The sequence below is a fragment of the Enterobacter sp. 237C8 genome, from assembly GCF_034106865.1.
In the GTDB taxonomy this organism is placed as follows: Bacteria; Pseudomonadota; Gammaproteobacteria; order Enterobacterales; family Enterobacteriaceae; genus Enterobacter; species Enterobacter asburiae_B.
The window spans coordinates 897,835-923,368 of sequence record NZ_JAWNDF010000001.1 but is presented as its reverse complement, the minus strand read 5'-3'; the positions used below and the strand labels follow the sequence as shown (position 1 = coordinate 923,368).

The window sequence follows — 25,534 nt, the reverse complement described above, 5'->3', positions numbered from 1 at the left end:
GCCGCCACCCGGCTCTTTTTTAACCATCACACTCCTGCTACACTGTATGCCTGAACAGTATATGGAGCAGTATGTGAGCAGGCGTCAATCCGCCCCGCGTCTTGAATTTGAAGCGGCGGCTATCTACGAATATCCCGAGCACCTTCGCCCCTGGCTTGAGGCGCTGCCTAAACAGCCGGGCGTGTACATCTTTCACGGTGAAAGCGATACCCTGCCGCTCTATATCGGCAAGAGCGTTAACATTCGCAGTCGGGTGTTATCCCATCTCCGTACGTCGGACGAGGCCGCCATGCTGCGCCAGTCGCGACGCATTTCCTGGTTCCAGACGGCGGGAGAAATGGGCGCGCTGTTGCTGGAGGCGCGGTTGATAAAAGAACAACAGCCGTTGTTCAATAAGCGCCTGCGCCGCAACCGTCAGCTCTGCTCGCTGCAGATAAACGATGGCAGGCCGCAGGTCGTCTACGCGCGCGACGTCGATTTTTCTCATGCCCCGAATCTCTATGGGCTATTCGCCAATAAACGCGCCGCGCTCCAGGCGCTGCAAACGCTGGCGGACGATTTACAGCTTTGCTACAGCCTTTTAGGTCTGGAGGCTACCACCCGGGGACGCGCCTGTTTTCGATCCGCGCTGAAGCGCTGCGCCGGTGCGTGCTGCGGGAAAGAGAGCGTTGAGGCGCATCACGCCCGGCTTCTCACCGGTCTGGCGGCCATCAGCGTGAACTGCTGGCCCTGGGAAAGCGCCGTTGCGCTAAAAGAAGTGGGCGAGGCTATGACCCAGTATCACATCGTCAACAACTGGCTCTGGCTGGGCGCCGTCGACGACATCAACGACGCGGCAACCCTGCTGCGCACGCCCGCCGGATTTGACCACGATGGCTACAAAATTCTCTGTAAACCGGTCCTGGCAGGAAAGTTTGAGATCATTGTGCTCAATGACCCGGCAGCCACGTGATTTCGCTGAACAATAAGGTGCCCTGAGCCTCCAGCAGACGCAGCGTATGGGTACCCTCCTCCCAGCTGGCACCCTGATCGGCCGTCAGCAATTTATCGCCCAGCTGCCACGCCCCGCTTAGCACGAACACCACGCCTCCGCGTGAGCCAAAGGTGGTGAAGGTTCGGTCAGCAACGCGCACCTTCGCCCGGCAGCAGTCGCGCCGGGTCATGATGTTAAAGTCCATCGCCATCCGCCCATCTGAAAGCAGCGCTTTCACCGGCAGATCGCCGGCAAAACTGTAGGGCTGATGATGCTTGAGGGTATGGGAGAACGCCTGACCCGCGTCCAGCGTCACCTCTCCCCCTTCCAGCAAGGTAATCACCCGGTCAACACCGGGAAACGAGGAGAATTCGCCGTTGCTGGCAATCGTCGCGATACTGGCACGCCAGTGAAAATCGCGCGTCGCGGGAGGGAAGCAGCAAATCTCACGCGTTTCGCCAGCACCATTGCGCCAGAGGCTGACCGGCATCTTACGGATATCAAAGAACTCCATCACCACTCCTGAATGGCACAACCCGTGCCAGGGCAAGGATATCGCTATCGTTGCTGTCTTGTTTGTTATCGTTGGGTATTCACAGAAACAGTATCGGCAGCAGAGCGGGCAGGCCTTAGCTGAACGTTAATAAAAATTCTAACGCCATGACTCTGCAAACATTCTCTGAAACGACTACAGGAGGATACCGCGCTGGCGGCGGCAGGCAAGAGGGCAGGAAAGAAAAACCGCCGGTCCTGTCCACAGCGGTTGCGCTTTTGTGGACAGGATCCCGGCGGTCTTAAGAGAGTGAACCGATTATTCGGTTGGAGCTGGCATTTTACCTTCCATCGCCGGACGTTCTGTCAGACGCTTCTCAAAATTCGCATTAAATTGTTTTTTCTGTTCCGGGGTCAGAATGTTGTAGATCTTGTTCTGGGTTTCCATGTGAGCCAGCATGCGGGCTTTGTGCTGCTCGGCCATTTTGTCGATCTGCGCTTCGGCTTTCGCCTTATCGAAGCTGTCGCTGGCGATGATGTCATGCATCACACGGCGCTCTTCAAGCGGAGGACGTTTCATCTGGTCGCGTTCGCCTTTTCTGATGTCGCGGATCTGCTGCTTCTGCGCATCCGTCAGGTTGAGATCCTTAAACATCATCATCTCGTTGTGCATACCCGGACCTTTATGATGCATCATCATTTTGCCTTCAGCAGGCGCGGTAGGTGTAGTGGTCGCAGTATCTGCGGCGAACGCCATGCTGGTAGCGCCCAGAGCCAGGGTAGAAGCAACAAACAGTGCAGTAAACTTACGCATAATTTATTTCCTTTCTTTCAGTTATTCTTCGGCGCTATGCCGTGTTGACGAGATTAACTTTACGGGGTTTATCGTCAATTAGTCAGAGCAACGGTAAAACAATGAAAGTGTAAAAAACAAATTTTCGCCAAATGTGGAGGAAATAAGGATAAAGCGTGGAGAGTTGCAACAAAAAATATTTAACAGGATGATTTTAAAGAGATTAAGCAGAAGTATAGCGAAGTGAAGATCAATAATAAAGCAATTCACCAGGAATATTCTGCAAAACAAGCGCAAGCGCTTTAATCGTTAAGAAAAGTTTTTTGCTTCCCCCACCCGGATGATGGGAGGGGAAAGGTTCAGGATATTTTTTCCAGCATCAGCCCGGCCCGCAGACCAAACGCGACGGTGGGGTTAGGGAATAAGACATACTCGGTGGTGTTCTGCACCTCGTAACGTTCCTCGCCATCCTCAGCCAGCAGCGCCCCTTTGCGGAACGGGGTGAAGTTCAGGGTGTGCGCGGCCATATGGAGCTGGAAGGCATCGCTGCGGCGCGTGATCTGCTGTACGACCCGATACCGCTCAACGGGCTGACGCGCGTGCTCGGGAGCCGTTCCTCCCAGCAGCGCCCGAAGGGCGAGATGCGTAGGCGCAAAGCGGGTCAGATCGTTCTGGCCGAACGGCAGCGCTTTTCCCAGTTCCAGCGTGCAGGACAGCGCAGCGAAACGTTCACAGGTGAAATGGGTAAACGTTCCGCCCGGCGACTGATGAAATACCAGCGCCTCCAGCCCGGCGTCACCCAGCCAGCTCAGGAACGCTTCATCCCACGGCTGACTGCGCTGCGGCAGAACGCCGAAGCGAACGTGGTAAGACGCGCGGATTGCCGTATGCAGATCCAGATGCCAGCGCCCCGGCCCCGCGACGGCAAAAAACGCGGTCACGACGTTCTCCAGCCACTCGGCCCGCGCCGTTTCATCGCTCTGCGGAAACTGCGACCAGCGGCCGCCAAACATGCGGTTAATGTCGCTCACCAGATACCGTTTGTTTTGCGCCAGCGCAGGAGGATTGCCGAGCACCACCAGCACGCGGCACTTTAGTTCGATCTCATTGCGGTACAGCGCACGCAGCAGCAGATCAACAATCTCGACGGGCGCGGTTTCATTCCCGTGGATACCCGTTGAAAGCAGCAGCGAGAGATCGCTTTTTACGGTCGGCGTCAGCTCAAGCACCCCTCGCCCCAGCCACCGCCAGCGAAATGAGGGGCCGTCCCCCTCTTTCTGTTCCGGCGTCTCATCGGCCAGGGTCAGCGCCAGTAAATTTTCCATATCCACTCCTTTAGCGCTGGAACGGGTAAACCGATCCCAGCTGCAGGATTGTCGATAACGCGTCCAGCGCCTCGCGCCCTTCACGCAGAAGCTGCGGGTCAACCAGATCCGCCTGCGTCAGACGATCGCGATAGTAGCGGTCGACCCAGTCATTCAGCCGCGTAAAGAGCGTATCGTTCATCATGACCGCCGGGTTCACCGCCTGCATTTCGTCCTGGGTCAGGACCACGCGCAGACGTAAACAGGCGGGACCACCGCCGTTGGCCATGCTTTCGCGCAGGTCAAACACGCGCAGTTCGTCAATCGGGTTATCGGCCTTCACCAGCTCCGTCAGGTAGCGCCACACGCCTTTATGATCCCGGGACTCCTGCGGCAGGACCAGCATCATGCTGCCATCGTCACGGCTCAGCAGCTGGCTATTGAACAGATAGGTTTCTACCGCGTCCTGCACGCTCACCGCCTCCGTGGGCACCTGGACTGGCGTGAAGCCGCGCACGCGCTCATGCAGCGTGGCGAGCAGCTTCTCCTGATGGGCAAACGCCTGCTCGTGGCAGAACAGCACCTGGCGGTTAGAAACGGCAATCACGTCGTTATGGAAAACGCCCTGGTCAATCACATGCGGGTTTTGCTGGGCAAAAACCACCTGGGAAGGATTGACCTGGTTCAGTCGGGCAACCGCCTGGCTGGCCGCCAGCGTCTGACGAGCAGGATAACGGGTTGGCGCGGCGTGGCCCCCCTCTTCTCGCCCGTAGATAAACAGCTGCAGGCCCGGGTCGCCATAGTCGCCCCCCAGGCGGTTATGGTTGGCCGCGCCTTCGTCACCAAACATCGCCACCTGCGGCAGGGCCTGATGCACCTCAAAATGGGCGTCATGGTTGAAAATGGCGCGCAGCACGCGCTCGGTGGTTTCCGCTTCGGTGGCGCGGTGGAATTTATTGTTCAGGTTCGCCACCGTCAGATGAACTTTGCCATCCAGCGTGTCGGCTGACGGCGCGACGGTCGCGGCGTTTGCCACCCACATAGAGGAGGCGGAGCTTGCCGCGGAGAGCAGGTGCGGGGTCTGCGTACCCGCTTTTTCGACGACCTGCTCATCGGTACCGCTAAAGCCGAGCTGACGAAGGACCGCCACGTTCGGGCGTTCCTGCGGCGGGATCACCGCCTGCGGGAAACCGGCATCCGCCAGCGCCTTCATTTTTAGCAGGCCCTGCTTCGCCGCCAGCTTCGGGTTGGAGACCTGAAAACGGTGCTTCGTCGAGGCTTCATTACCAAAAGAGAGACCGGCATAGTGGTGCGTCAGCCCCACCAGCCCGTCAAAGTTAACCTCACGCGCTTTCATGGCGATCCCCTCCGGTAAAATCCAGCCCCGGATTAAGCGTCTCCGGCAGCGTCAGCGCCGGGGTTTCCAGGCTCGCCATCGGCCACGCGCAGTAATCGGCGGCATACCACGCGCTGGCGCGATGGTTGCCCGACGCGCCCACCCCGCCGAACGGCGCGGTGCTCGCGGCCCCGGTCAGCGGTTTATTCCAGTTCACAATCCCGGCGCGCGCTTCCAGCAGCAGCCGATCAAACTTCTCGCGATGCGGCGAAATCAGCCCGCTCGACAGGCCGTAGCGGGTGTTGTTCGCCATCGCAATGGCCGCATCGAAATCGTCGTAACGCCAGACGCACAGCAGCGGGCCAAAGACCTCTTCATCCGGCACGTTGCTCGCGCCGCTCATCTCTACAATACCCGGCGTCAGCAGCGAGCTACCCGGCTGAACCTGCTTCGGCTCCAGCAGGGTTTTCGCGCCGCGCGCGACGTGGTCCTGCCAGGCCTTCAGCACGTTCAGCGCGGCCTGTTCGGAAATCAGCCCGCCGATAAACGGCTGCGGGTCGGCATCCCACGCGGCAGGCACCAGACGCGCGCTCACTTCAACCAGACGTTTCAGGAAGGCATCCCCCTGTGCGCCCCGCTTCACCAGCAGACGGCGGGAACAGGTGCAGCGCTGTCCGGCGGTAATAAAGGCGGACTGAATCGTCAGGTGCACCGCGGCGTCGATATCGTCAGGGTCTTCCACAATCAGCGGGTTGTTGCCGCCCATCTCCAGCGCCAGGATTTTCTCCGGCTGCCCTGCCAGCTGGCGGTGCAGCTGATAGCCCGTACCGGCGCTGCCGGTAAACAGCAGGCCGTCGATATCGCTCAGCGCGCTCAGCGCCTGACCGGTTTCCCGCCCGCCCTGCACCAGGTTCAGCACGCCCGGCGGCAGGCCGGCCTGTTCCCACAGCTTAACCACCGCCTCGCCGGTGAATGGCGTGAGCTCGCTCGGTTTGAAAATGACGGTATTGCCCGCCAGCAGCGCAGGCACAATATGGCCATTCGGCAGATGCCCCGGGAAGTTATACGGGCCAAACACCGCCAGCACGCCGTGGGGACGGTGGCGCAGCGTGGCCGCGCCGTCCGGCATGTCGGTGTGCTGTTCGCCGGTGCGGGTGTGGTACGCCTTCACCGAAATGGCGATTTTGTTGATCATCGCCGTCACTTCGGTTGTCGCTTCCCAGCGCGGCTTGCTGGTTTCTGACGCGATGATGCGCGTCAGTTCGGCCTTGTTTGCCTCCAGCAGCCCGGCAAACTTTTCCACAATCGCCTGACGCACGGCGAAAGGCTGTTTTGCCCACGCAGGAAACGCGCGGCGCGCGGCACGGCAGGCTTGTTCCACCTGCGCGGCGCTGGCGTCATGCCCCTTCCAGAGCACCTCTTTTCCAACCGGATTGGTCTTTACGCGCTCTTCGCCTTCGCCCGTGACCCAGTCACCGTTAATCCATAATGTCATGCTGTTTTCTCCTCAGGGCAGAGACGCACCAGGCGAACCGTATCGCCGGCGTTACATTTCAGGGCATCCAGTTCTGCAGCCGTCAGCACCAGACGTTCACATTTCGGGTTGGTACGCACCAGCATGGCGCGGAAGTTGGCGTAATTTTCGTTCGACACCAGACAGGCGGGCCAGTCACCCGGCGCGGGCTTACCTTCAGAGACCTCAACCAGACGGCTTTTACGGATCGCGCGCACGCGGTCGATATCGCACTCAAGCGTTGGGCCGCCGTCAAAGATGTCGACATAGTTCCGGTAGCGGAACCCTTCTTTTTCCAGCACCGCGCGGGCAGGCGCGGTTTGCGGATGGACTTCGCCAATCACCGCCTGCGCTTCCGGGCTGAGGAAATGGGTATAGATAGGATGCTTCGGCATCAGTTCGGCAATAAAGGCTTTCTGGCCGGTGCCGCAGAGATAGTCCGCCCGGCTGAACTCCATCGAGAAGAAGCGCTCGCCCAGGCTCTCCCAGAACGGCGAGTAGCCGGTGTCGTCGATCACGCCGCGCATCTCTGCGACCACTTTTTCGTTAAAGCGATCGCGGAAGGCGGCCATAAACATAAAGCGCGATTTGGAGAGCAGATAGCCGTTGCCCTCTTTGCGCCACGCCGGGTCGAGGAACAGCGTGCACAGCTCGCTGGCGCCCGTGTGGTCATTACAGAGGAACAGCGTGGGCAGCGCGTTATAGACGTTCAGCTCTTTCGAGGCGTGAACCATGGTGCCGACGCGGTAGTTGTACCACGGGTCGTTAAGCCCGACGGCCACTTCGATGGCGCAGATCCCGGCTACGGTCCCCGTGTCGGTGTCTTCCAGCACGAACACATACCCCTGTTCGCTTTTTGGCAACGTCCCCTGCCAGGTTTGCAGGGCGCGCTCAATGCGCGCCGACAGCGTTTTTTCATCGGCAGGAAGCGAGGTCAGCCCGCCTCCCGTCTTACCGGCAAGCTGCATGAGCCCGGCGAGATCGCCGCGCTCAACGGGACGGATGACCATCATGATGACACCCCGGATTTCACTTTTTCACACGCCAGCGCAAAACGGTCCAGACCGGTTTGCACCTCTTCCTCGCTGACGATCAGCGCCGGCGCAAAACGCACCACGTTGGCACCGGCAATCAGCACCATCACGCCCACTTTTGCCGCTTCCTGTGAAATAAGTTTAGCTTTTCCGGCAAACTCGGCGGTGAGCTCGCAGCCGATTAACAGCCCCAGACCGCGAATTTCTTTAAACAGCCCCGTTTTGCCGTTGATGGCATTCAGGCGCTCGACAAACCAGTCGTGACGCTGCTTAACGCCTTTCAGCACCTCAGGCGTGTTAATGATGTCCAGAACCTGCCCGGCGACGGCGGTTGCCAGCGGGTTACCGCCGTAGGTAGTGCCATGGGTACCTACGGTCATTACGCTGGCGAATTTATCGGTGGTCAGCGTCGCGCCAATCGGGAAGCCGCCGCCCAGCGCTTTGGCGGTCGAAAGCACGTCCGGCGTTACGCCATAGTGCATATAGGCATACAGCTCGCCGGTGCGGCCCACGCCGGTCTGCACTTCGTCGAAAATCAGGACCGCGTTGTGGCGATCGCACAGCTCGCGCAGCCCCTGCAGGAAGGCTTTTTGCGCCGGAAGCACGCCGCCCTCGCCCTGCATCGGTTCGACGATCACCGCGCAGGTGGTGTCGTTAATCAGCTCGCTGGCGGACTGCAGATCGTTATAAACACCGTGACGGATATCCGGCGGCAGCGGTGCGAAATTCTGCGAGTAGGAAGGCTGGCCGCCCGCGCTGACGGTAAAGAGCGTGCGCCCGTGGAAGGCGTTTTTAAACGCCACGATGCCGCTCTTGTGGGTACCAAATTTATCGTGCGCATATTTGCGCGCCAGCTTCAGCGCAGCTTCGTTGGCTTCCGCCCCCGAGTTACAGAAAAAGACCTTTTCGGCAAACGTCGCGTCGATCAGTTTTTTGGCCAGGCGCAGCGCGGGCTCGTTAGTAAAGCCGTTGCCGGTATGCCAGAACTTCGCCGCCTGGTCATTCAGCGCCTGACGCAGCGCAGGGTGCGCATGACCCAGCGCGTTGACCGCAATCCCACCTGCAAAGTCGATATACTCTTTACCCTGCTGATCCCACAGGCGCGAGCCTTCCCCACGAACCGGAATAAAAGCCGCCGGAGCGTAAACCGGCATCATCCATTCATCGAAATTTTCACGCGTAATTGACAGAGACATAGCGACCTCATCCGGTAAATAAAAAGTTATTTGAATGTTAAATAATTGAGTGTTTGCACTGTGAATGTAGATTGCAGCCTTCGTGCCAGCCAGCGATAAAATTGCATAAACGGGTTGAGGTAACAGAATATCAATAAGTTACAATATGGAGTTATTCACTGTTATTGCATAAAAAGTGAATATTTTTACGACAAGCGGCGCTTTGCCGCATGAAAATCAGAAAGAGTATGCACAGGCCAAATATAATTCTGGAATTGTGATCGCTCGCGAAATTTATCGGTCATTTACGCCCTGTTTGAGGGCGAGTCGCGTCAGAATGGTGCAAATATTGCACCACCGGCATTATCTGTCGCAGTTATTGGCCGAACCCGGTAACAGTTGACGCAAATTCTGCTACCATCCATGCACTATTCACCTTGCACTGGCAGCGACTATGAAATTTGTCTCTTTTAATATCAACGGCCTGCGCGCCCGCCCCCATCAGCTTGAAGCTATCGTTGAACAACATCAGCCAGATGTGATCGGTCTGCAGGAGACCAAGGTTCACGACGACATGTTCCCCCTCGAAGAGGTGGCGAAGCTCGGCTACAACGTCTTCTATCATGGGCAGAAAGGCCATTACGGCGTTGCGCTGTTGACCAAAGAGACGCCAGTTTCAGTCCGCCGTGGGTTTCCCGGCGATGACGAAGAAGCACAGCGCCGCATCATCATGGCGGAGCTGCCTTCCCCGCTGGGGAACATCACCGTGATTAATGGTTACTTTCCCCAGGGCGAGAGCCGCGACCATCCGACCAAATTCCCTGCTAAGGCCAAGTTTTATCAGGATCTGCAGAACTACCTGACAACCGAACTCAATAAAGACAATCCGGTGCTGATCATGGGTGATGTGAATATCAGCCCGACCGATCTGGATATTGGCATCGGTGAAGACAGCCGCAAACGCTGGCTGCGTACCGGCAAATGCTCCTTCCTGCCGGAAGAGCGCGAGTGGATGCAGCGCCTGCTGGACTGGGGGCTGGTGGATACCTTCCGTACCGCCAACCCGGACACGCAGGATCGCTTCTCGTGGTTTGACTACCGCTCAAAAGGCTTTGACGACAACCGTGGCCTGCGTATCGACCTGCTGCTCGCCAGTTCGCCGCTGGCAGAGCGCTGCATCGAAACCGGGATCGACTACGAGATCCGCAGCATGGAAAAACCGTCTGACCACGCGCCGGTGTGGGCTAAATTCAAGCTGTAATGTCGCGTGAACATTCGAAAAACACTTTTCCTGTGCGCCCTTCTGGGCGCATTTATTCTGACGTTTGTCATGCTTCCCCCAGGCGCGCTCTCCCTGGAAGGGATTAAAACCCACCAGCAGGCACTCCTCTCCCATGTTGACCACGCGCCGCTGCGAAGCGCGCTGATCTTTTTTGCGCTCTACGTGGCGGTCTCCGCCCTGTCGATCCCCGGCGCGGCGATCCTCACCCTGCTGGGCGGAGCGTTATTTCCCCTGTGGGAAGGCACCGTTCTGGTCTCGTTTGCCTCCACGCTCGGGGCGACGCTTGCGATGCTCGCCAGCCGTTATCTGCTGCGCGAATGGGTCCAGCGGCGGTTTGCTCAGCAGATGAAAACGGTGAACGCCGGTATGGCGCATGACGGCGCGGGCTATCTTTTTGCCCTGCGCCTGATGCCGCTGTTCCCGTTTTTCCTGGTGAATTTGCTGATGGGGCTGACCCGCATTGGAGTCTGCCGCTACTGGTGGGTCAGCCAGGTCGCGATGCTGCCCGCGACGGTTGTGTTTCTGAACGCCGGGCGCGAGCTGGGGAAAGTGGCGTCGCTGCGCGAGATTGTGTCGCCGGGCATGCTAATCGCCTTTACACTACTGGGATTATTGCCGCTGGCGACGCGCCGGCTGTTTTCCCGTTATCTCCCGTCTGTTAAAAAGTGAGGCATTATGCGCCGTGTGCGTTTTTGCGCGTTCCTGACCGGTCTGCTGCTGGCAGCCCCCCTCTGTGCCGCCGAAAGCTGGCACGCTATTCAACAGCAGGCCAAAGGCCAGACCGTCTGGTTTAACGCCTGGGGCGGCGATCCGGCGGTCAACCGCTACCTTGAGTGGGTCAGCGGTGAGATGCAAACGCACTACGCCATTACCCTAAAAATCGTCCCGCTGGCGGACGCCGCCGATGCGGTAAAACGGATCCAGACCGAAGCCGCCGCAGGACGTAAGGCCAACGGCTCGGTTGACCTGCTGTGGGTCAACGGCGAAAACTTCCGCACGTTAAAAGAGGCGAACCTGCTGCAAACCGGATGGGCGCAGACGTTGCCAGACTGGCGCTATGTCGATACCCGCAAACCCGTCACGGAAGATTTTGCGATTCCAACCGACGGGGCGGAATCCCCGTGGGGCGGCGCGCAGCTGACCTTTATCGCCCGCAAATCCAGCATGCCGACGCCGCCGGAGGATCCTCAGGCGCTGCTGGCCTACGCGCAGCAGCACCCGGGCAAGGTCAGCTATCCGCGCCCGCCCGATTTTACCGGCACGGCATTTCTTGAGCAGCTTCTTCTGACGCTCACCGATCGCCCTGATGCTTTACAAAAAGCGCCCGATGCAACGTTTGCTGAGGTTACGGCACCGCTCTGGGCCTACCTTGATAAGCTGCACCCGCTGCTGTGGCGCGAAGGAAAAGATTTCCCTCTCTCACCTGCCCGAATGGATACCCTGCTTGCCAGCAGCAGTCTGAACCTGTCGCTGACCTTTAACCCGGCTCATGCGCAGCAGAAAGTGGCGAGCGGCGAACTGCCTGCCGACAGCTACAGCTTTGGTTTCCAGAGCGGGATGCTCGGCAACGTCCATTTTGTGGCTATCCCGGCCAATGCCAGCGCGAGCGCGGGTGCAAAGGTGGTCGCTAATTTCCTGCTGTCACCGCAGGCGCAAATCCGCAAGGCCGACCCGGCCATCTGGGGAGACCCGAGCGTCCTGGATGCGAAAGCGCTGCCCGAAGAGGAAGCGAAACAGCTGCTGGCCCATACGCCTCAGGGGCTGCCGCAGGTGCTTGCAGAGCCGCAGTCCGCCTGGGTGAACGCGCTGGAGCAGGAATGGCTGCGTCGTTACGGCACCCGCTGAGCGGGCTTGTCTGGCTGGCGATGGCGGTGATTTATCTGCCGATCCTGCCCGCCGGCGTCATGCTGCTCGCACCGGCGTTTTCTGCGACAAACTGGCAGCGGCTGCTGAACGATCCGCAGCTGCCGCAGGCGACCGTCGCCACGCTGGTCTCAACGCTCATCGCCACGCTGGGGGCGTTGCTGATTGCCCTTTTCTTCGTCTGCCTTTTGTGGCCCGGTCAACGCTGGCGACGCCTCACGACCCGCCTGCCGTGGCTACTGGCGATCCCCCATGTGGCGTTCGCCACCAGCGCGTTACTGCTGTTTGCCGAGGGCGGTCTGTTTTATCAGCTCTGCACCGTCTGTACGGCTCCGTTTGACCGCTACGGCGTCGGGCTGGGCGTGACGCTCGCGGTCAAAGAGAGCGCGTTCGTGCTGTGGGCCATTTACGCCGTGCTGCCGGAACAACGGCTCGCGCAGCAGAAGATCGTCCTGCAAACCTTTGGCTACGGGCGTTATCAGACGCTCAGCTGGCTGATCCTCCCGGCGATCGCGCCTGTCCTCGGCGCGGTGATGCTGGCGGTGCTGGCATGGTCGCTCTCGGTCGTGGACGTGGCGATCGTTCTCGGGCCCGGCAACCCGCCCACCCTGGCCGTGCTGGCCTGGCAGTGGCTAAGCCAGGGCGACGCGCAGCAGCAGGCAAAAGGAATGCTGCTGTGCCTGCTTCTCCTTGTGCTGTTGGCCGCGCTGGCCGCCCTCGGATACGGCCTCTGGAAAGCATGGCGTCGCACGATCCCGAATCTCGCGGGGACGCGCCCCCGTTCTCCACTCGTTCTGCCTGAGCGGGCATTCAGCGGGTTACTGCCCGCGTGCGGCATCCTGTGCACCGCGGTACTGCTGATGCAGGCGCAAGGGGGCGACGTTGGCCCCGTGGAGACCAGCCTTTCCTTCGGCCTGCTGTCGAGCCTGATCGCCCTCATCGTCATTTTTCTCTGGCTGGAATGGGGACCGCAGCGCGGCGCAGCGTGGGTGTGGTCACCGCTCGCCCTTCCTGCGCTGCCGCTCGTCACCGGGCAATACTTTATTGCATTGCGTCTGGGACTCGACGGGCACTATGCCGCCGTGCTCTGGAGCCATCTGCTGTGGGTATTACCCTGGATGCTGCTGGTTCTGCAGCCCGCCTGGCGGCGGATCGATCCCAGGCTTATCCTTACCGCCAGAACGCTCGGCTGGCGACCGGCAAAAATATTCTTACTGCTGAAATGCCCCCTGCTGGTGCGCCCGGCGCTGCTGGCCTTTGCCATTGGTTTTTCCGTCAGCATGGCGCAATACATGCCGACGCTCTGGCTTGGCGCGGGGCGTTTCGCCACGCTGACCACTGAAACCGTCGCGCTCAGCAGCGGGGGCAGCATCCCGATTCTCGCTAACCGGGCGCTGGGATTACTGCTGGTCACGGGCACGGTGTTCGGTCTTGCCGCCCTGTTATCCCGGCTCGTGGGCCGCTACCGTCAAGGATTACGTTAATGCTGAAGGTAAAAGATCTCACCATCGAACCGCTTTTCCGCGAGGTCAATTTTTGCGTTCCCCGCGGGGAGATCGTTACCCTGATGGGGCCGTCCGGCAGCGGTAAATCGACCCTTTTTGCGTGGATGGTCGGCGCGCTGTCAGACGATTTCCAGGCGCGGGGCGAACTGTGGCTCGACGCGCGTCGCTGCGACGGCCTTCCCGTTGAATCACGCGGGCTGGGCATTCTCTTTCAGGATGCGCTGCTGTTTGAACCGTTCAGCGTCGGGCAAAATTTGCTGCTGGCCTTGCCTGAGCGGATCGTCGGACGCGCGCGTCGGGAAGCGGTCGAGCAGGCGCTGGATTCCGCCGGCCTGAGCGGTCATTACGCCAGCGATCCGGCCACCCTCTCCGGCGGGGAGCGTGCCCGTGTCAGCCTGCTGCGGGCCCTGCTCGCAGAGCCGCAGGCGCTGCTGCTGGATGAACCGTTCAGCCGTCTCGATAAAACGCTGCGCACAACGTTTCGGACATGGGTTTTTGACGCCGTCCGCACGCGCAATATCCCGGTGGTGCTGGTCACCCATGACGAAGATGATATTCCGCCCGGCGGCGAGCTGATTGAGATTTCTCGCTGGCAATAATGTGCTAACGCAATGTTTTCCGTTTCGGGAGAGACGACAATGCCCCCCTCTTTTACTGACGTCAGGTTATTCGATGAAACGTGTTTCTCAACTGACCGCGCTGGCCCTGCTCTGCGGCCTCGCGTCCTTTTCCTCTCTGGCAGCTGACATGGCCAACGCGATGACGCTCTCCCAGCTTCAGGCGCAGCACGGCACGCCTGTCGACACCCGTCCCAGCGCGTTTTACAACGGCTGGCCGCAGACCCTCAGCGGCCCCTCCGGGCATGAACCCGCCGCACTCAACCTGGCTGCCGCCTGGCTGGGCGCAATGAGCGACGAGCAGATTGCGAGCTGGGCAAAACAGCATCAGCTTACGCCTGCAACCGCCATCGCCCTTTACGGCGACGAGAACGATAACCTGGCGGTGAAGTCCCGCCTGGAGAAAGCCGGATACCGCCACGTCTCGCTGCTCAGCGACGCGCTGCAGACGCCCGACCGCCTTCAGCGCCTGCCCCACTTTGAACAGCTGGTTTACCCGCAGTGGATCCACCGCCTTCAGCAGGGTAAACCCGTGACCGCCGCGCCGGCGGGTGACTGGAAAGTGATTGAAGCCGCCTGGGGCGCACCGAAGTTTTACCTGCTGAACCACATTCCCGGCGCGGGCTACATCGACACCAACGAGGTGGAGAGCGAGCCGCTGTGGAATAAAGTCTCCGACGACGCGCTGAAAGCGATGCTGGCAAAGCACGGGATCCGTCACGACACCACCGTCATTTTGTATGGCCGTGACGTTTACGCCGCCGCGCGCGTGGCGCAGATCATGCTGTATGCGGGCGTGAAGGATGTGCGTATTCTCGACGGCGGCTGGAAGACGTGGTCGGATGCAGGCCTGCCGGTTGAACGCGGCACGCCCGGTAAAGTAACGCCAGCCCCCGATTTCGGCGCGCCGATCCCCGGCCAGCCGCAGCTGATGGTTGATATGGAACAGGCGCGCGGGATGCTGCACCGTCAGGATGCCGCCCTGGTCAGCATTCGTTCGTGGCCGGAGTTCATCGGCGAAACCAGCGGCTACAGCTACATCAAGCCAAAAGGTGAAATAGCCGGTGCCCGCTGGGGTCATGCGGGCAGCGACGCGACCCATATGGAAGATTTCCATAACCCGGATGGCACCATGCGCAGCGCGGACGATATCGCCGCCCAGTGGAAGCGCTGGAATATTCTGCCGGAACAGCACGTCGCGTTTTACTGCGGCACCGGGTGGCGCGCGTCAGAAACCTTTATCTACGCCCGGGCGATGGGCTGGAAGAATGTCGCCGTCTATGACGGCGGCTGGTACGAATGGAGCAGTTACCCGCAGAACCCGGTCACCGCCGGAGAGCGCGGGCCCGAGAGTACTCTCTAACGGGTGAGTGACTTCAGCGTTACATAACCGCTCCAGACGCGCGTTGTGGTGGTCAGCCAGCACAGCGCGCCGAATACCCACGCGAACAGCGCAAAGTGCGCCGGGAAGAGGCAGCACAGCACGAACAGCGCGATGGTCTCCGTCCCTTCCGTTAACCCACCGATGTAATAAAACGACTTGTGCGCATAGCCGGGGTTGTCGATGTCGTGCTTTGCGGCCAGCGCCGCAAACGCCAGAAAGCTGCTGCCGGTACCGATAAACGCAAACAGTAGCCAGGCGGCCGCGAGCGCATTCTCTGCCGGAGCCGCGAGCGCAAAGCCAAACGGTACCAGGGCGTAGAACAGAAAATCGAGCGCGATGTCGAGAAATCCCCCCGCATCGGTCAGCCCTCTCCGGCGCGCCAGCGCGCCGTCCAGACCATCCAGCAGGCGGTTAAGCACGATGGCGGCCAGCGCCGCCGGATACCAGCCGAGGGCCAGAAACGGCAGCGCCAGCACGCCGAAGACAAACCCGGTCAGGGTCAATCCGTCGGGCGTGATGCCCGGCCTATCCAGCACGGAAACCAGACGATTCAGAACGGGCTTTACCCGCGGATGAAGATGACGGTCAAGCATGAGGAGTCTCGTTAAACGTGGCGCACAGCCCCTGCGCCGGAATATCCAGCGCGGCATTAAAGCGGGCGGAGAGATTCTGAAACGCAATCAGCGCCGTCATCTCGGTGATGGCATCATCCGTGAAGTGGCGTTTCAGCGCCGTTCTGACTGACTCATCCGCCCGGGGCGGCGTGGCGGTCATCGCCTCGGCGTAGGCCAGGGCCGCGCGCTCTTGCTCGGTAAACAAGGCGGAATCCTGCCAGTCGCTCACGGCCTGAACCTTATCCAGCGCGCCGCAGCGCTCGGCCAGCCGCAGGCTGTTGGCATCAATACAGAAAGCGCAGTGACAGAGCTGGGATACCCGCGTCATGAGCAGCGAACGCAGCGCGGGCGTCAGGCGCGCGTGACGACGCTCCAGAAAGCCGACAAACAGCGCCACCAGCCAGAACAGACGCGGCATTCGCCCCCACCAGCGGGTGGGATTCAGCACCGCGCCAAAGTGCTTTTTCTGCATGGCGGCAATCGGTTTTAGGCTGGCGGGAAGGGATTCGAGGGGGGCAACCCAGGCGGTGGACTCTTTCACCTGATTCTCCTGTTTACTGGACTCTGAGAAAGGGCACGATAATATGTCTTTTTTCGCTATCAATTATTGACGACCATGCTGAAAACACTCGATGTCGTTGCCGCCATCATCGAAAAAGACGGCAACATTTTACTGGCGCAGCGCCCTGCCCACGCCGACCAGCCGGGAATGTGGGAATTTGCAGGCGGTAAAGTCGAGGCCGGAGAAACCCAGCCAGAAGCGCTTATCCGCGAGCTGCGTGAAGAGTTGGGCATTGACGCCCTGCCGGGGCAATACGTGGCAAGCCACCAGCGGGAAGTGTCGCAGCGGTTGATTAACCTGCATGCCTGGCACGTTCCTGCTTTTCGCGGCGAGCTCACGGCGCACTACCACAGCGCGCTCGCGTGGTGTACGCCGGAAGAGGCGTTTGGCTACGACTTAGCCCCGGCGGATATTCCGCTGCTGGAAGCCTTTATTGTTTTACGCGACGCCAGACCAGCGGGTTCGTGCTGATGGCGCGCTCGTCGCGCTGGCACTGCAGCAGAATGCCGTCCGCTTTCACAACGGCCCCTTCCGAGTAGTTCTGATTCTGATAGATACAGCACTGATTACAGGGCTGCACCGTTTGATTCTGGCCGCTGGAGCTAAACACTTCCGGCGGCACATTCACTTCCACGTCCGGGAGAATGGGGTTGGCCTGCACGCCTGCGGCAAAGATCGCGCATAACGCGGTGAGTAGATAACGTTTCATAGACACATCTTCCAGTAGTTCCTTGATAATGACTATAACGGTAAACCAGAGCGGAACCTTTAATTTATCTCTTCATCGCTTTTCGTTATGACGCCCGCCCTCTCATTAATTTCCCTTTCGTCATAAATTTCTGCTTGCCTCACAAAGCGGTACGGGTGGTATAGTCAAAAAAACAACACAAATCGCATAAGTAATACACATAAAATACGATAAGAGGTTCTTATATCTATGGATCAGACACGCTCTCTGGAAAGTTTCCTTGCCCATGTTCAGCAGCGCGACCCGCACCAAAGCGAGTTCGCGCAGGCCGTGCGTGAAGTTATGACCACCCTGTGGCCCTTCCTTGAACAAAACCCGCGTTATCGCCAGATGTCTCTGCTTGAACGCCTGGTCGAGCCAGAGCGCGTGATCCAGTTCCGCGTGACGTGGGTTGACGATCGCAACCAGGTACAGGTTAACCGCGCGTGGCGCGTTCAGTTTAACTCGGCCATTGGCCCGTTTAAGGGCGGCATGCGTTTTCATCCGTCCGTGAACCTGTCGATTCTGAAATTCCTCGGCTTCGAGCAGACCTTTAAAAACGCCCTCACCACGCTACCGATGGGCGGCGGGAAAGGCGGCAGCGATTTCGACCCGAAAGGCAAAAGCGAAGGCGAAGTCATGCGCTTCTGCCAGGCGCTGATGACCGAACTCTACCGTCACCTCGGCCCGGATACCGACGTTCCTGCCGGTGATATCGGCGTGGGCGGACGTGAAGTGGGCTTTATGGCCGGGATGATGAAAAAGCTCTCCAACAACAGCGCCTGCGTCTTTACCGGCAAGGGGCTGTCGTTTGGCGGGAGCCTGATCCGCCCGGAAGCGACGGGATACGGCCTGGTTTACTTCACCGAGGCGATGCTCAAGCGTCACGGTTTAGGCTTTGAAGGTATGCGCGTCGCGGTGTCCGGCTCAGGTAACGTGGCGCAGTACGCGATTGAGAAAGCGATGCAGCTTGGCGCTCGCGTGGTGACCGCCTCTGACTCCAGCGGCACGGTAGTGGATGAAGCGGGCTTCACGGCAGAGAAGCTGGCGCGCCTGTGTGAAATCAAAGCCAGCCGCGACGGTCGCGTGGCGGATTATGCCCGGGAGCTTGGCCTGACCTACCAGGAAGGGAAACAGCCGTGGGGCGTGCCGGTGGATATCGCCCTGCCGTGCGCCACGCAGAACGAGCTGGATGCGGACGCCGCACGTACCCTGATTAGCAACGGCGTAAAAGCGGTGGCCGAAGGGGCGAATATGCCGACCACCATCGACGCGACGGACCTGTTCCTCGAAGCGGGCGTGCTGTTTGCGCCGGGCAAGGCCGCTAACGCGGGCGGCGTGGCGACCTCCGGCCTCGAGATGGCGCAAAACGCCGCGCGTCTCGGCTGGAAGGCGGAAAAAGTGGATGCGCGCCTGCACCACATCATGCTGGATATTCACCATGCCTGCGTGGAGTACGGCGGCGAGGCGTCGCAAACCAACTACGTGCGCGGGGCGAATATCGCCGGATTCGTGAAGGTGGCGGATGCGATGATTGGTCAGGGCGTGATTTAAGGTTTATCGCGTGCGGCCGGGAGCCCTCATCCCGGCCCTCTCCCAGAGGGAGAGGGAGAAAACCGGGCGTATCAGGCCGCGCTCTTTTTCTTTTTGAACGGTTTCTTCGCGCCGCCACCGGGCGCAACCATCCCTCTGAACGTTTTCACCGGCGTGCTGCGCGCCTGATCGATCAGCTGGTAAAGCGTCCCGACCAGCGGCTGCATAAAGTCCTGATAGCGGCACTGCTTCTCGCTGATCTGCGTCAGCACCGATTCCCAGTGCGCGGTCATGTCCGGCCTCGCGGCCAGCTCCGGCAGAGAATGAATCAGCGCCCGGCCCGGTTCCGTTGAGTGGATGTAGCGTCCCTTTTTCTCCAGGAAGCCGCGCTTAAAGAGCAGCTCGATGATCCCCGCTCGCGTCGCTTCCGTCCCCAGACCATCGGTGGCGCGCAGGATCTTCTTCAGATCTTTATCCTGCACAAACCGGGCGATCCCGGTCATCGCCGACAGCAGCGTCGCATCGGTGAAATGGCGCGGCGGCTGGGTCTGACGTTCAACCACTTCGCCCTTCTCGCACAGCAGTTCGTCATCTTTAGCGACCACCGGCAGCGGCGTGCCGTCGTTCTCTTCGTCGCGCTCTTTGTTACCGAGCAGCGTGCGCCAGCCTGCTTCCGCGAGGAAACGCGCTTTGGCGATAAACTTGCCTTTGGCAATCTCAAGCTCAATCACGCACTTACGGAATACCGCGTCCGGGCAGAACTGCATCAGGTACTGACGGGCGATCAGGTTATAGACCTTCGCTTCGTTCTCGGTCAGGTTGACGTTGCTGGCGCGCGCCGTCGGGATAATCGCGTGGTGAGCATCGACTTTTTTGTCGTCCCAGCAGCGATTATGGGTGTCCGGATTCACCGCCGGCTGCGGGAGCAGATCCGGCGCGTGCACGCTAATGGCGTTCATCACCGAGTGGCGTCCGGCAAAGTGTTCTTCCGGCAGATAGCGGCTGTCCGAACGCGGATAGGTGATGAGCTTGTGGGTTTCGTAGAGCTTCTGGCAGATGTCCAGCACGTTCTGTGCGCTTAAGCCAAACTTTTTGGCCGCCTCAATCTGAAGTGCGGAAAGCGAGAACGGCAGCGGCGCGGGTTCTGATTCCCGTTTATCGTTATAGCTGGTGACGATAGCCGGCTGGCCGGTAATGCGGTTAACCACGTGATCCGCCAGCGGACGATGGAGCAGTCGCCCCTCTTCATCCTGATACGATTCACAGGCATCGCTCGGCTGCCAGACGGCGGTAAAGCGTTCGTCTTTAGGCGTGACGATATGCGCTTTCACCTCAAAGAAATCTTTGGCGACGAAGTTCTCAATCTCTTCGTCACGACGCACGACCAGCCCCAGCACCGGCGTCTGCACGCGCCCCACGGAAAGCACGCCCTGATAGCCCGCGTTGCGCCCGAGGATGGTGTAGGCGCGGGTCATGTTGATGCCGTACAGCCAGTCGGCGCGTGCGCGGGCTAATGCCGAGACGCACAGCGGGATAAACTCGCTGTTGGCGCGCAGGCGCGAAATCGCCCGCTCGACGGCCTGCGGGTTGAGGTCGTTTATCAGGCAGCGCTGTACCTGCTGGCGCTTTTCCGGCGCCAGCTCAAGATAGTCCAGCACCTCATCCACCAGCAGCTGCCCTTCCCTGTCCGGGTCACCCGCGTGCACAATTTCAGCCGCTTCATGCAGGAAACGCTTGATCACGTTGAGCTGTTTGGTGACCGAAGGCCGGGGCTGCAGACGCCATTTTTCCGGCACGATGGGCAGATCGTTCAGGTTCCAGCGGGCGTAGCGGCTGTCGTAAACGTCCGGCTGCGCCTGCTCAAGCAGGTGACCAATACACCAGGTGACCACCTGCCCGTTACCGCATTCGATAAAGCCGTCGCCCTTGCGATGCGGCTTAGGCAGCACGTCGGCGATGGCACGGGCCAGGCTCGGCTTTTCGGCAATAAACAACCGCATCGAATTAACGGATCTCAATCATCGGACGACCGCCGCGCGCGGTCACCAGCTCGCCGATCGCCGTCAGGGTGATGCCGAACTCGGCGGCAGTGGCCTGAACCTCGGCTTCGGATTCCGGCGTGACCGCCAGCAGCAGGCCGCCGGAGGTTTGCGGATCGCACAGCAGGTTGCGCCACTCCTCAGGCATTTCGCCCATCAGGTGACCGTAGCTGGCGAAGTTGCGCTGGGTACCGCCCGGGACCGCGCCCTGAGCAATATACTCCTCCACGCCCGGCAGCTTCGGCACGTCCTGATACCAGACCTGCGCCTGAACGCCCGCGCCCTGACACACTTCAGAGAGATGTCCCAGCAGACCAAAACCGGTGACGTCGGTCATCGCCTTCACGCCGTCGATATTGGCAAACGCCGCACCGGCAAGGTTCATCTGGCACATGACTTCCGTTGCCAGGCCTTTGTGCTCCGGTTTCAGCAGGGATTTTTTCTCGGCGGTGGTCAGCACGCCAATGCCCAGCGGCTTGGTGAGGAACAGTTTGCAGCCCGCCTGGGCGGTGCTGTTGCGCTTGACGCGTTCGGTCGGCACCACGCCGGTGACGGCCAGGCCGAAGATAGGTTCGGGCGCATCAATAGAGTGACCGCCGGCCAGGGCAATCCCCGCCTGCTGGCAGGCAAAACGTCCGCCATCAATCACCTCACGGGCCACTTCCGGCGGGATGGTGTTGATCGGCCAGCCCAGAATGGCAATCGCCATGATCGGCTTACCGCCCATCGCGAAGATATCGCTGATGGCGTTGGTGGCCGCAATGCGCCCGAAGTCGAACGGGTTATCGACAATCGGCATAAAGAAGTCGGTAGTACTGATAATGCTGGTGCCGTTACCTAAGTCATAAACTGCAGCATCGTCACGCGTTTCGTTGCCGACAAGCAGGTTCGGGTCGACAAACTTCGCCTGTTCACTGTGCAGGATGGTCTCCAGCACTTTCGGGGAAATTTTACAACCGCAACCGGCTCCGTGGCTGTACTGCGTTAAACGAATGGTTTGCTCGCTCATGGACGTCTCCTGTCATCTCAATCGCGCTATGGTAGCGCTCATTCCATAAAGAGGTAAGTATGACTGTCTGAATTCTGCGGCAGATGCTCAGAATCCAGACAGTTTAGGTGCGTTATCAGAAATGGCTGACGAAAGGCGTGGTGTCCGGAATGCTGATGGTGCTGGAGGCTTTAAGCTGCGGGGTGCCGAGATAGAGGAAGCCGACAATTTTGTCATGCTCACCGCAGCCAAAACCGTCACGGACCGCCGGGCTTTCGGTCAGCGCACCGGTACGCCAGATACCGTTAAAGCCCTGCGCGACGGCGGCCATTTGCATCGCCATGACCGCACAGCCTGCGGACATTTCCTGCTCCCAGACCGGCACCTTATGACCGGCCTGGCATTTCGCCACGACGGCGATAATCATCGGGGCGCGGAACGGAGCATTGCGCGCCTTGTCGATACCTTTCTCATCCTGACCGGCGGCAACCGCGCCCTGCTCCAGCAGCTGACTGAAACGATCGCGGCCTTCGCCTTCAATCACAAAGAAGTGCCACGGCTGCAGCGTGCCGTGATCGGGGGCACGCATGCCGGCACGCAGAATGTTCTCCAGCTGCTCGCCTGCCGGTGCAGGTTCGGCCAGACGGGAAGCGCTACGGCGGTTAACAAGCAGTTCGAGTGCGTCCATTGGTTAACTCCTTTCTTGAAATTTACTCACAAAATTAACACGACGGCAGATTTTGTTACAGCCTGGCAGGCGATTCCTGCTGACAAGTGGCGGTTGGGTCATTACGATAACCCCACATTACCGTCCAGTGGCGACGGAAACAGTCATTTTCTGGTTAGGGAGAATACATGCGAACCCTTTGGCGAATCATTGCCGGTTTCTTTAAATGGACGTGGCGACTGCTCAACTTCGTCCGCAACCTGGTGATGAACATCTTCTTCATCCTGCTGGTTCTGGTTTGCGCGGGCATCTGGATGCATATCAGCAACGCGAATCAGGCTCAGCATTCGACTCGCGGGGCCCTGTTACTCGATATCACCGGCGTTATCGTTGATAAACCGTCCGCCAGCAACCGTCTGGGGGCAATCAGCCGCCAGCTGTTTGGCGCGACATCAGACCGTCTGCAGGAAAACTCCCTGTTCGATATCGTCGATACCATCCGCCAGGCCAAAGACGACCGTAACATCACCGGGATCGTGCTGGATCTGAAAGATTTCGCCGGAGGCGATCAGCCTTCAATGCAGTACATCGGTAAAGCGCTGCGTGAATTCCGCGACAGCGGCAAGCCGGTGATTGCCGTGGGCGACAGCTACAGCCAGGGGCAATATTATCTGGCGAGCTTCGCCAATAAAATCTGGCTCTCACCGCAGGGGACGGTGGATCTGCACGGTTTTGCCACCAACGGCCTGTACTACAAATCCCTGCTCGACAAGCTGAAGGTCACCACCCACGTCTTCCGCGTCGGCACGTATAAATCAGCCGTCGAGCCGTTTATCCGCGACGACATGTCTCCTGCCGCCCGTGAAGCGGACAGCCGCTGGATTGGCGAGCTGTGGCAGAACTTTCTCGGCACCGTTGCCGCCAACCGCCAGATTACGCCTGAGCAGGCGTTCCCCGGCGCGCAGGGCGTGCTGGATGGCCTGCGTAAGGTTGACGGTGATACCGCGAAATATGCGCTGGATAACAAACTGGTTGATGCCCTGGGCACCAGCGCCGAGATTGAAAAATCCCTGAGCAAGCAGTTTGGGTGGAGCAAAGAGGACAAAAATTACAGCGCCATCAGCATGTATGATTACTCGGCGAAAAAGCCGGATGACAGCGGTGACAGCGTCGCGGTGGTGTTTGCCAACGGCGCCATCATGGACGGCCAGGAGACGCCGGGGAACGTGGGCGGCGATACTACCGCGTCACAAATCCGCGATGCTCGCCTGGATCCGAAAGTGAAAGCTATTGTCCTGCGGGTGAACAGCCCTGGCGGCAGCGTCAGCGCCTCCGAGGTGATCCGCGCTGAACTGGCCGCGGCGCGCGCCGCCGGCAAGCCGGTGGTTGTATCCATGGGCGGAATGGCCGCCTCCGGGGGTTACTGGATCTCAACGCCAGCCAACTACATCGTGGCCAACCCAAGCACGCTGACCGGTTCGATTGGCATCTTCGGGGTGATCAACACCGTGGAAAACAGCCTGGATTCTCTGGGCGTGCATACCGATGGCGTGGCCACCTCTCCGCTGGCGGATGTGTCGGTGACCAAATCCCTGCCGCCGGAAGTCTCTGAGATGATGCAGCTCAGCATTGAGAACGGCTATAAGCGCTTTATCACCCTGGTGGCGGACTCGCGTAAAAAGACGCCTGAGCAGATCGACCAGATTGCACAGGGACACGTCTGGACCGGCCAGGATGCGAAGAACAACGGTCTGGTGGACAGCCTGGGCGACTTCGATGACGCGGTGAAGAAAGCCGCCGAGCTGGCGAAGCTCAAGCAGTGGCATATCGAGTATTACCAGGACGAGCCGTCGTTCTTCGATATGGTCATGGACAGCATGTCCGGCTCGGTACGCGCCATGCTGCCGGAGGCGATGCAGGCTTACCTGCCTGCGCCAGTCGCCACGGCGGCGAAAGCGATGAAGGCGGAAAGCGACAAGCTTGCGGCCTTTAACGATCCACAGAGTCGTTACGCGTTTTGCCTGACCTGCGCTAACGTCCGTTAAAAACCGTCCCCTCTTCCCGCGAAGAGGGGATTTTTTTCTTTGAAGAACAAGAACTCACTACCATGCAGAAGAAATCGATTTATGTAGCCTACACTGGCGGTACCATCGGTATGCAGCGCTCTGAAAACGGCTATATCCCTGTCTCCGGCCACCTTCAGCGTCAGCTTGCGCTGATGCCAGAATTCCACCGTCCGGAAATGCCTGACTTCACCATCCACGAATACGAGCCGCTGATGGACTCCTCCGACATGACGCCGGAAGACTGGCAGCATATCGCGGATGACATTAAAGCCCATTACGACCAGTACGACGGCTTTGTGATCCTGCACGGCACCGACACCATGGCGTTTACCGCCTCGGCGCTCTCCTTCATGCTGGAGAACCTGAGCAAGCCGGTTATCGTCACCGGGTCGCAAATCCCGCTGGCTGAGCTGCGCTCGGACGGGCAGATCAACCTGCTTAACTCCCTGTACGTGGCGGCGAATTACCCGATTAACGAAGTGTCGCTGTTCTTCAATAACCGTCTGTATCGCGGCAACCGTACCACCAAAGCCCATGCCGACGGTTTTGACGCCTTCGCCTCCCCTAACCTGCAGCCGCTGCTGGAGGCCGGGATTCATATCCGTCGTCTGGGCACGCCGCCTGCGCCGAACACCGCCGGCGAGCTGATCGTGCATCCGATAACTCCGCAGCCGATTGGCGTGGTCACTATCTACCCGGGTATCTCTGCCGACGTGGTGCGTAACTTCCTGCGCCAGCCGGTGAAAGCGCTGATTCTGCGCTCCTATGGCGTCGGCAACGCGCCGCAGAACGGCGAATTCCTGAAAGAGCTTCAGGAAGCCAGCGAGCGCGGAATTGTGGTCGTGAACCTGACCCAGTGTATGTCCGGAAAGGTCAACATGGGCGGCTATGCCACCGGCAACGCGCTGGCACATGCGGGGGTTATCAGCGGCTTCGATATGACCGTTGAGGCAACGCTGACTAAACTTCACTATTTACTGAGTCAGGATCTGGACATTCAGTCCATTCGCAGCGCGATGATGCAAAACCTGCGCGGCGAGCTGACCCCGGACGAATAAGGAGTGCTC

24 protein-coding genes are annotated in these 25,534 nt (G+C 59.7%); 11 read left to right on the top strand and 13 right to left on the bottom strand.

Annotation, left to right across the window (positions count from 1 at the left end):
* Positions 1-73 precede the first annotated feature (73 nt).
* Positions 74-952 (top strand): excinuclease Cho, encoded by an 879-nt coding sequence (gene cho / locus USF70_RS04500; protein ID WP_320735316.1) that lies wholly within the window; start codon positions 74-76, stop codon positions 950-952.
* Here the strand turns inward: cho and ves are convergent.
* The 7 genes from ves to USF70_RS04465 form a co-directional block, all read right to left on the bottom strand.
* A complete protein-coding gene (gene ves / locus USF70_RS04495; protein ID WP_023311280.1) occupies positions 930-1,487 on the bottom strand; it encodes an environmental stress-induced protein Ves in 558 nt (185 codons plus the stop codon). The genes cho and ves overlap by 23 nt on opposite strands.
* A gap of 297 nt (positions 1,488-1,784) precedes the next feature.
* Complete coding sequence (spy, locus tag USF70_RS04490; protein ID WP_320735315.1) at positions 1,785-2,279, bottom strand: ATP-independent periplasmic protein-refolding chaperone Spy; 495 nt, start codon at positions 2,277-2,279, stop codon at positions 1,785-1,787.
* Between the two features lie 338 nt (positions 2,280-2,617).
* The gene (gene astE, locus USF70_RS04485; RefSeq protein WP_320735314.1) at positions 2,618-3,583 is read right to left on the bottom strand and encodes a succinylglutamate desuccinylase; all 966 of its coding nucleotides are present in this window, start codon (positions 3,581-3,583) and stop codon (positions 2,618-2,620) included.
* Between the two features lie 10 nt (positions 3,584-3,593).
* Complete coding sequence (gene astB, locus USF70_RS04480) at positions 3,594-4,919, bottom strand: N-succinylarginine dihydrolase (RefSeq protein WP_094935579.1); 1,326 nt, start codon at positions 4,917-4,919, stop codon at positions 3,594-3,596.
* Positions 4,906-6,393, bottom strand: a complete 1,488-nt coding sequence (gene astD, locus USF70_RS04475) for a succinylglutamate-semialdehyde dehydrogenase (protein WP_320735313.1) — start codon at positions 6,391-6,393, stop codon at positions 4,906-4,908. Before astD ends, astB begins: the two co-directional genes overlap by 14 nt.
* Positions 6,390-7,424 carry an arginine N-succinyltransferase gene (gene astA, locus USF70_RS04470; RefSeq protein WP_320735312.1) on the bottom strand — a complete coding sequence of 345 codons (1,035 nt, stop codon included), beginning with the start codon at positions 7,422-7,424 and terminating at the stop codon, positions 6,390-6,392. The genes astD and astA overlap by 4 nt, the downstream gene beginning before the upstream one ends.
* The gene (locus tag USF70_RS04465; protein WP_320735311.1) at positions 7,421-8,641 is read right to left on the bottom strand and encodes an aspartate aminotransferase family protein; all 1,221 of its coding nucleotides are present in this window, start codon (positions 8,639-8,641) and stop codon (positions 7,421-7,423) included. The genes astA and USF70_RS04465 overlap by 4 nt, the downstream gene beginning before the upstream one ends.
* A gap of 433 nt (positions 8,642-9,074) precedes the next feature.
* On the opposite strand from USF70_RS04465, the gene xthA reads away from it, so the two are divergent.
* The 6 genes from xthA (at position 9,075) to USF70_RS04435 (ending at position 15,250) form a co-directional block, all read left to right on the top strand.
* Positions 9,075-9,881, top strand: a complete 807-nt coding sequence (gene xthA, locus USF70_RS04460; protein ID WP_023311273.1) for an exodeoxyribonuclease III — start codon at positions 9,075-9,077, stop codon at positions 9,879-9,881.
* A gap of 6 nt (positions 9,882-9,887) precedes the next feature.
* Positions 9,888-10,571 (top strand): TVP38/TMEM64 family protein, encoded by a 684-nt coding sequence (locus USF70_RS04455; RefSeq protein ID WP_320735310.1) that lies wholly within the window; start codon positions 9,888-9,890, stop codon positions 10,569-10,571.
* A gap of 6 nt (positions 10,572-10,577) precedes the next feature.
* Entirely contained in the window at positions 10,578-11,747 is a 1,170-nt protein-coding gene (locus USF70_RS04450; RefSeq protein WP_320735309.1) for an ABC transporter substrate-binding protein, read from the top strand.
* The gene (locus USF70_RS04445) at positions 11,720-13,249 is read left to right on the top strand and encodes a thiamine ABC transporter permease (protein WP_320735308.1); all 1,530 of its coding nucleotides are present in this window, start codon (positions 11,720-11,722) and stop codon (positions 13,247-13,249) included. The genes USF70_RS04450 and USF70_RS04445 overlap by 28 nt, the downstream gene beginning before the upstream one ends.
* Complete coding sequence (locus tag USF70_RS04440; protein ID WP_320735307.1) at positions 13,249-13,869, top strand: ATP-binding cassette domain-containing protein; 621 nt, start codon at positions 13,249-13,251, stop codon at positions 13,867-13,869. Before USF70_RS04445 ends, USF70_RS04440 begins: the two co-directional genes overlap by 1 nt.
* A 73-nt stretch (positions 13,870-13,942) precedes the next feature.
* Positions 13,943-15,250 carry a sulfurtransferase gene (locus USF70_RS04435; protein WP_320735306.1) on the top strand — a complete coding sequence of 436 codons (1,308 nt, stop codon included), beginning with the start codon at positions 13,943-13,945 and terminating at the stop codon, positions 15,248-15,250.
* On the opposite strand, the gene USF70_RS04430 is transcribed toward USF70_RS04435, so the two are convergent.
* A complete protein-coding gene (locus USF70_RS04430) occupies positions 15,247-15,864 on the bottom strand; it encodes a CDP-alcohol phosphatidyltransferase family protein (protein WP_033145253.1) in 618 nt (205 codons plus the stop codon). The genes USF70_RS04435 and USF70_RS04430 overlap by 4 nt on opposite strands.
* A complete protein-coding gene (locus USF70_RS04425; RefSeq protein ID WP_096151199.1) occupies positions 15,857-16,426 on the bottom strand; it encodes a carboxymuconolactone decarboxylase family protein in 570 nt (189 codons plus the stop codon). Before USF70_RS04425 ends, USF70_RS04430 begins: the two co-directional genes overlap by 8 nt.
* A gap of 75 nt (positions 16,427-16,501) precedes the next feature.
* On the opposite strand from USF70_RS04425, the gene USF70_RS04420 reads away from it, so the two are divergent.
* Positions 16,502-16,918, top strand: a complete 417-nt coding sequence (locus tag USF70_RS04420; protein WP_269837052.1) for a pyrimidine (deoxy)nucleoside triphosphate diphosphatase — start codon at positions 16,502-16,504, stop codon at positions 16,916-16,918.
* On the opposite strand, the gene USF70_RS04415 is transcribed toward USF70_RS04420, so the two are convergent.
* On the bottom strand, positions 16,878-17,156 hold the full coding sequence (locus tag USF70_RS04415) for a DUF1496 domain-containing protein (protein ID WP_023335340.1): 279 nt from the start codon (positions 17,154-17,156) through the stop codon (positions 16,878-16,880). The genes USF70_RS04420 and USF70_RS04415 overlap by 41 nt on opposite strands.
* A gap of 228 nt (positions 17,157-17,384) precedes the next feature.
* Between USF70_RS04415 and gdhA the strand changes: the two genes are divergently transcribed.
* A complete protein-coding gene (gene gdhA / locus USF70_RS04410) occupies positions 17,385-18,728 on the top strand; it encodes an NADP-specific glutamate dehydrogenase (protein WP_033145249.1) in 1,344 nt (447 codons plus the stop codon).
* A gap of 71 nt (positions 18,729-18,799) precedes the next feature.
* On the opposite strand, the gene USF70_RS04405 is transcribed toward gdhA, so the two are convergent.
* From USF70_RS04405 to USF70_RS04395, 3 genes are all read right to left on the bottom strand, one after another.
* Positions 18,800-20,707 (bottom strand): DNA topoisomerase III, encoded by a 1,908-nt coding sequence (locus tag USF70_RS04405; protein WP_058840804.1) that lies wholly within the window; start codon positions 20,705-20,707, stop codon positions 18,800-18,802.
* A gap of 4 nt (positions 20,708-20,711) precedes the next feature.
* On the bottom strand, positions 20,712-21,755 hold the full coding sequence (selD, locus tag USF70_RS04400) for a selenide, water dikinase SelD (RefSeq protein WP_008500702.1): 1,044 nt from the start codon (positions 21,753-21,755) through the stop codon (positions 20,712-20,714).
* 115 nt (positions 21,756-21,870) lie between these two features.
* The gene (locus USF70_RS04395; RefSeq protein WP_033145247.1) at positions 21,871-22,422 is read right to left on the bottom strand and encodes an NAD(P)H nitroreductase; all 552 of its coding nucleotides are present in this window, start codon (positions 22,420-22,422) and stop codon (positions 21,871-21,873) included.
* A 167-nt stretch (positions 22,423-22,589) separates the two neighbouring features.
* Here USF70_RS04395 and sppA point away from each other — a divergent pair, with 167 nt between their 5' ends.
* Entirely contained in the window at positions 22,590-24,446 is a 1,857-nt protein-coding gene (sppA, locus tag USF70_RS04390) for a signal peptide peptidase SppA (protein WP_320735305.1), read from the top strand.
* A gap of 62 nt (positions 24,447-24,508) precedes the next feature.
* Entirely contained in the window at positions 24,509-25,525 is a 1,017-nt protein-coding gene (gene ansA, locus USF70_RS04385; protein ID WP_008500705.1) for an asparaginase, read from the top strand.
* Positions 25,526-25,534: the final 9 nt, after the last annotated feature.

Excerpts from the sequence above, each read along its gene's own strand:
- gdhA (WP_033145249.1), top strand. The coding sequence starts at position 17,385 with ATGGATCAGACACGCTCTCTGGAAAGTTTCCTTGCCCATGTTCAGCAG.
- astB (WP_094935579.1), bottom strand. The coding sequence starts at position 4,919 with ATGAAAGCGCGTGAGGTTAACTTTGACGGGCTGGTGGGGCTGACGCAC.
- USF70_RS04440 (WP_320735307.1), top strand. The coding sequence starts at position 13,249 with ATGCTGAAGGTAAAAGATCTCACCATCGAACCGCTTTTCCGCGAGGTC.
- USF70_RS04445 (WP_320735308.1), top strand. The coding sequence starts at position 11,720 with ATGGCTGCGTCGTTACGGCACCCGCTGAGCGGGCTTGTCTGGCTGGCG.
- USF70_RS04405 (WP_058840804.1), bottom strand. The coding sequence starts at position 20,707 with ATGCGGTTGTTTATTGCCGAAAAGCCGAGCCTGGCCCGTGCCATCGCC.
- USF70_RS04435 (WP_320735306.1), top strand. The coding sequence starts at position 13,943 with ATGAAACGTGTTTCTCAACTGACCGCGCTGGCCCTGCTCTGCGGCCTC.
- astD (WP_320735313.1), bottom strand. The coding sequence starts at position 6,393 with ATGACATTATGGATTAACGGTGACTGGGTCACGGGCGAAGGCGAAGAG.
- USF70_RS04430 (WP_033145253.1), bottom strand. The coding sequence starts at position 15,864 with ATGCTTGACCGTCATCTTCATCCGCGGGTAAAGCCCGTTCTGAATCGT.
- astA (WP_320735312.1), bottom strand. The coding sequence starts at position 7,424 with ATGATGGTCATCCGTCCCGTTGAGCGCGGCGATCTCGCCGGGCTCATG.
- xthA (WP_023311273.1), top strand. The coding sequence starts at position 9,075 with ATGAAATTTGTCTCTTTTAATATCAACGGCCTGCGCGCCCGCCCCCAT.
- selD (WP_008500702.1), bottom strand. The coding sequence starts at position 21,755 with ATGAGCGAGCAAACCATTCGTTTAACGCAGTACAGCCACGGAGCCGGT.
- ves (WP_023311280.1), bottom strand. The coding sequence starts at position 1,487 with ATGGAGTTCTTTGATATCCGTAAGATGCCGGTCAGCCTCTGGCGCAAT.
- USF70_RS04415 (WP_023335340.1), bottom strand. The coding sequence starts at position 17,156 with ATGAAACGTTATCTACTCACCGCGTTATGCGCGATCTTTGCCGCAGGC.
- sppA (WP_320735305.1), top strand. The coding sequence starts at position 22,590 with ATGCGAACCCTTTGGCGAATCATTGCCGGTTTCTTTAAATGGACGTGG.
- astE (WP_320735314.1), bottom strand. The coding sequence starts at position 3,583 with ATGGAAAATTTACTGGCGCTGACCCTGGCCGATGAGACGCCGGAACAG.
- USF70_RS04395 (WP_033145247.1), bottom strand. The coding sequence starts at position 22,422 with ATGGACGCACTCGAACTGCTTGTTAACCGCCGTAGCGCTTCCCGTCTG.
- USF70_RS04420 (WP_269837052.1), top strand. The coding sequence starts at position 16,502 with ATGCTGAAAACACTCGATGTCGTTGCCGCCATCATCGAAAAAGACGGC.
- USF70_RS04465 (WP_320735311.1), bottom strand. The coding sequence starts at position 8,641 with ATGTCTCTGTCAATTACGCGTGAAAATTTCGATGAATGGATGATGCCG.
- USF70_RS04450 (WP_320735309.1), top strand. The coding sequence starts at position 10,578 with ATGCGCCGTGTGCGTTTTTGCGCGTTCCTGACCGGTCTGCTGCTGGCA.
- spy (WP_320735315.1), bottom strand. The coding sequence starts at position 2,279 with ATGCGTAAGTTTACTGCACTGTTTGTTGCTTCTACCCTGGCTCTGGGC.
- ansA (WP_008500705.1), top strand. The coding sequence starts at position 24,509 with ATGCAGAAGAAATCGATTTATGTAGCCTACACTGGCGGTACCATCGGT.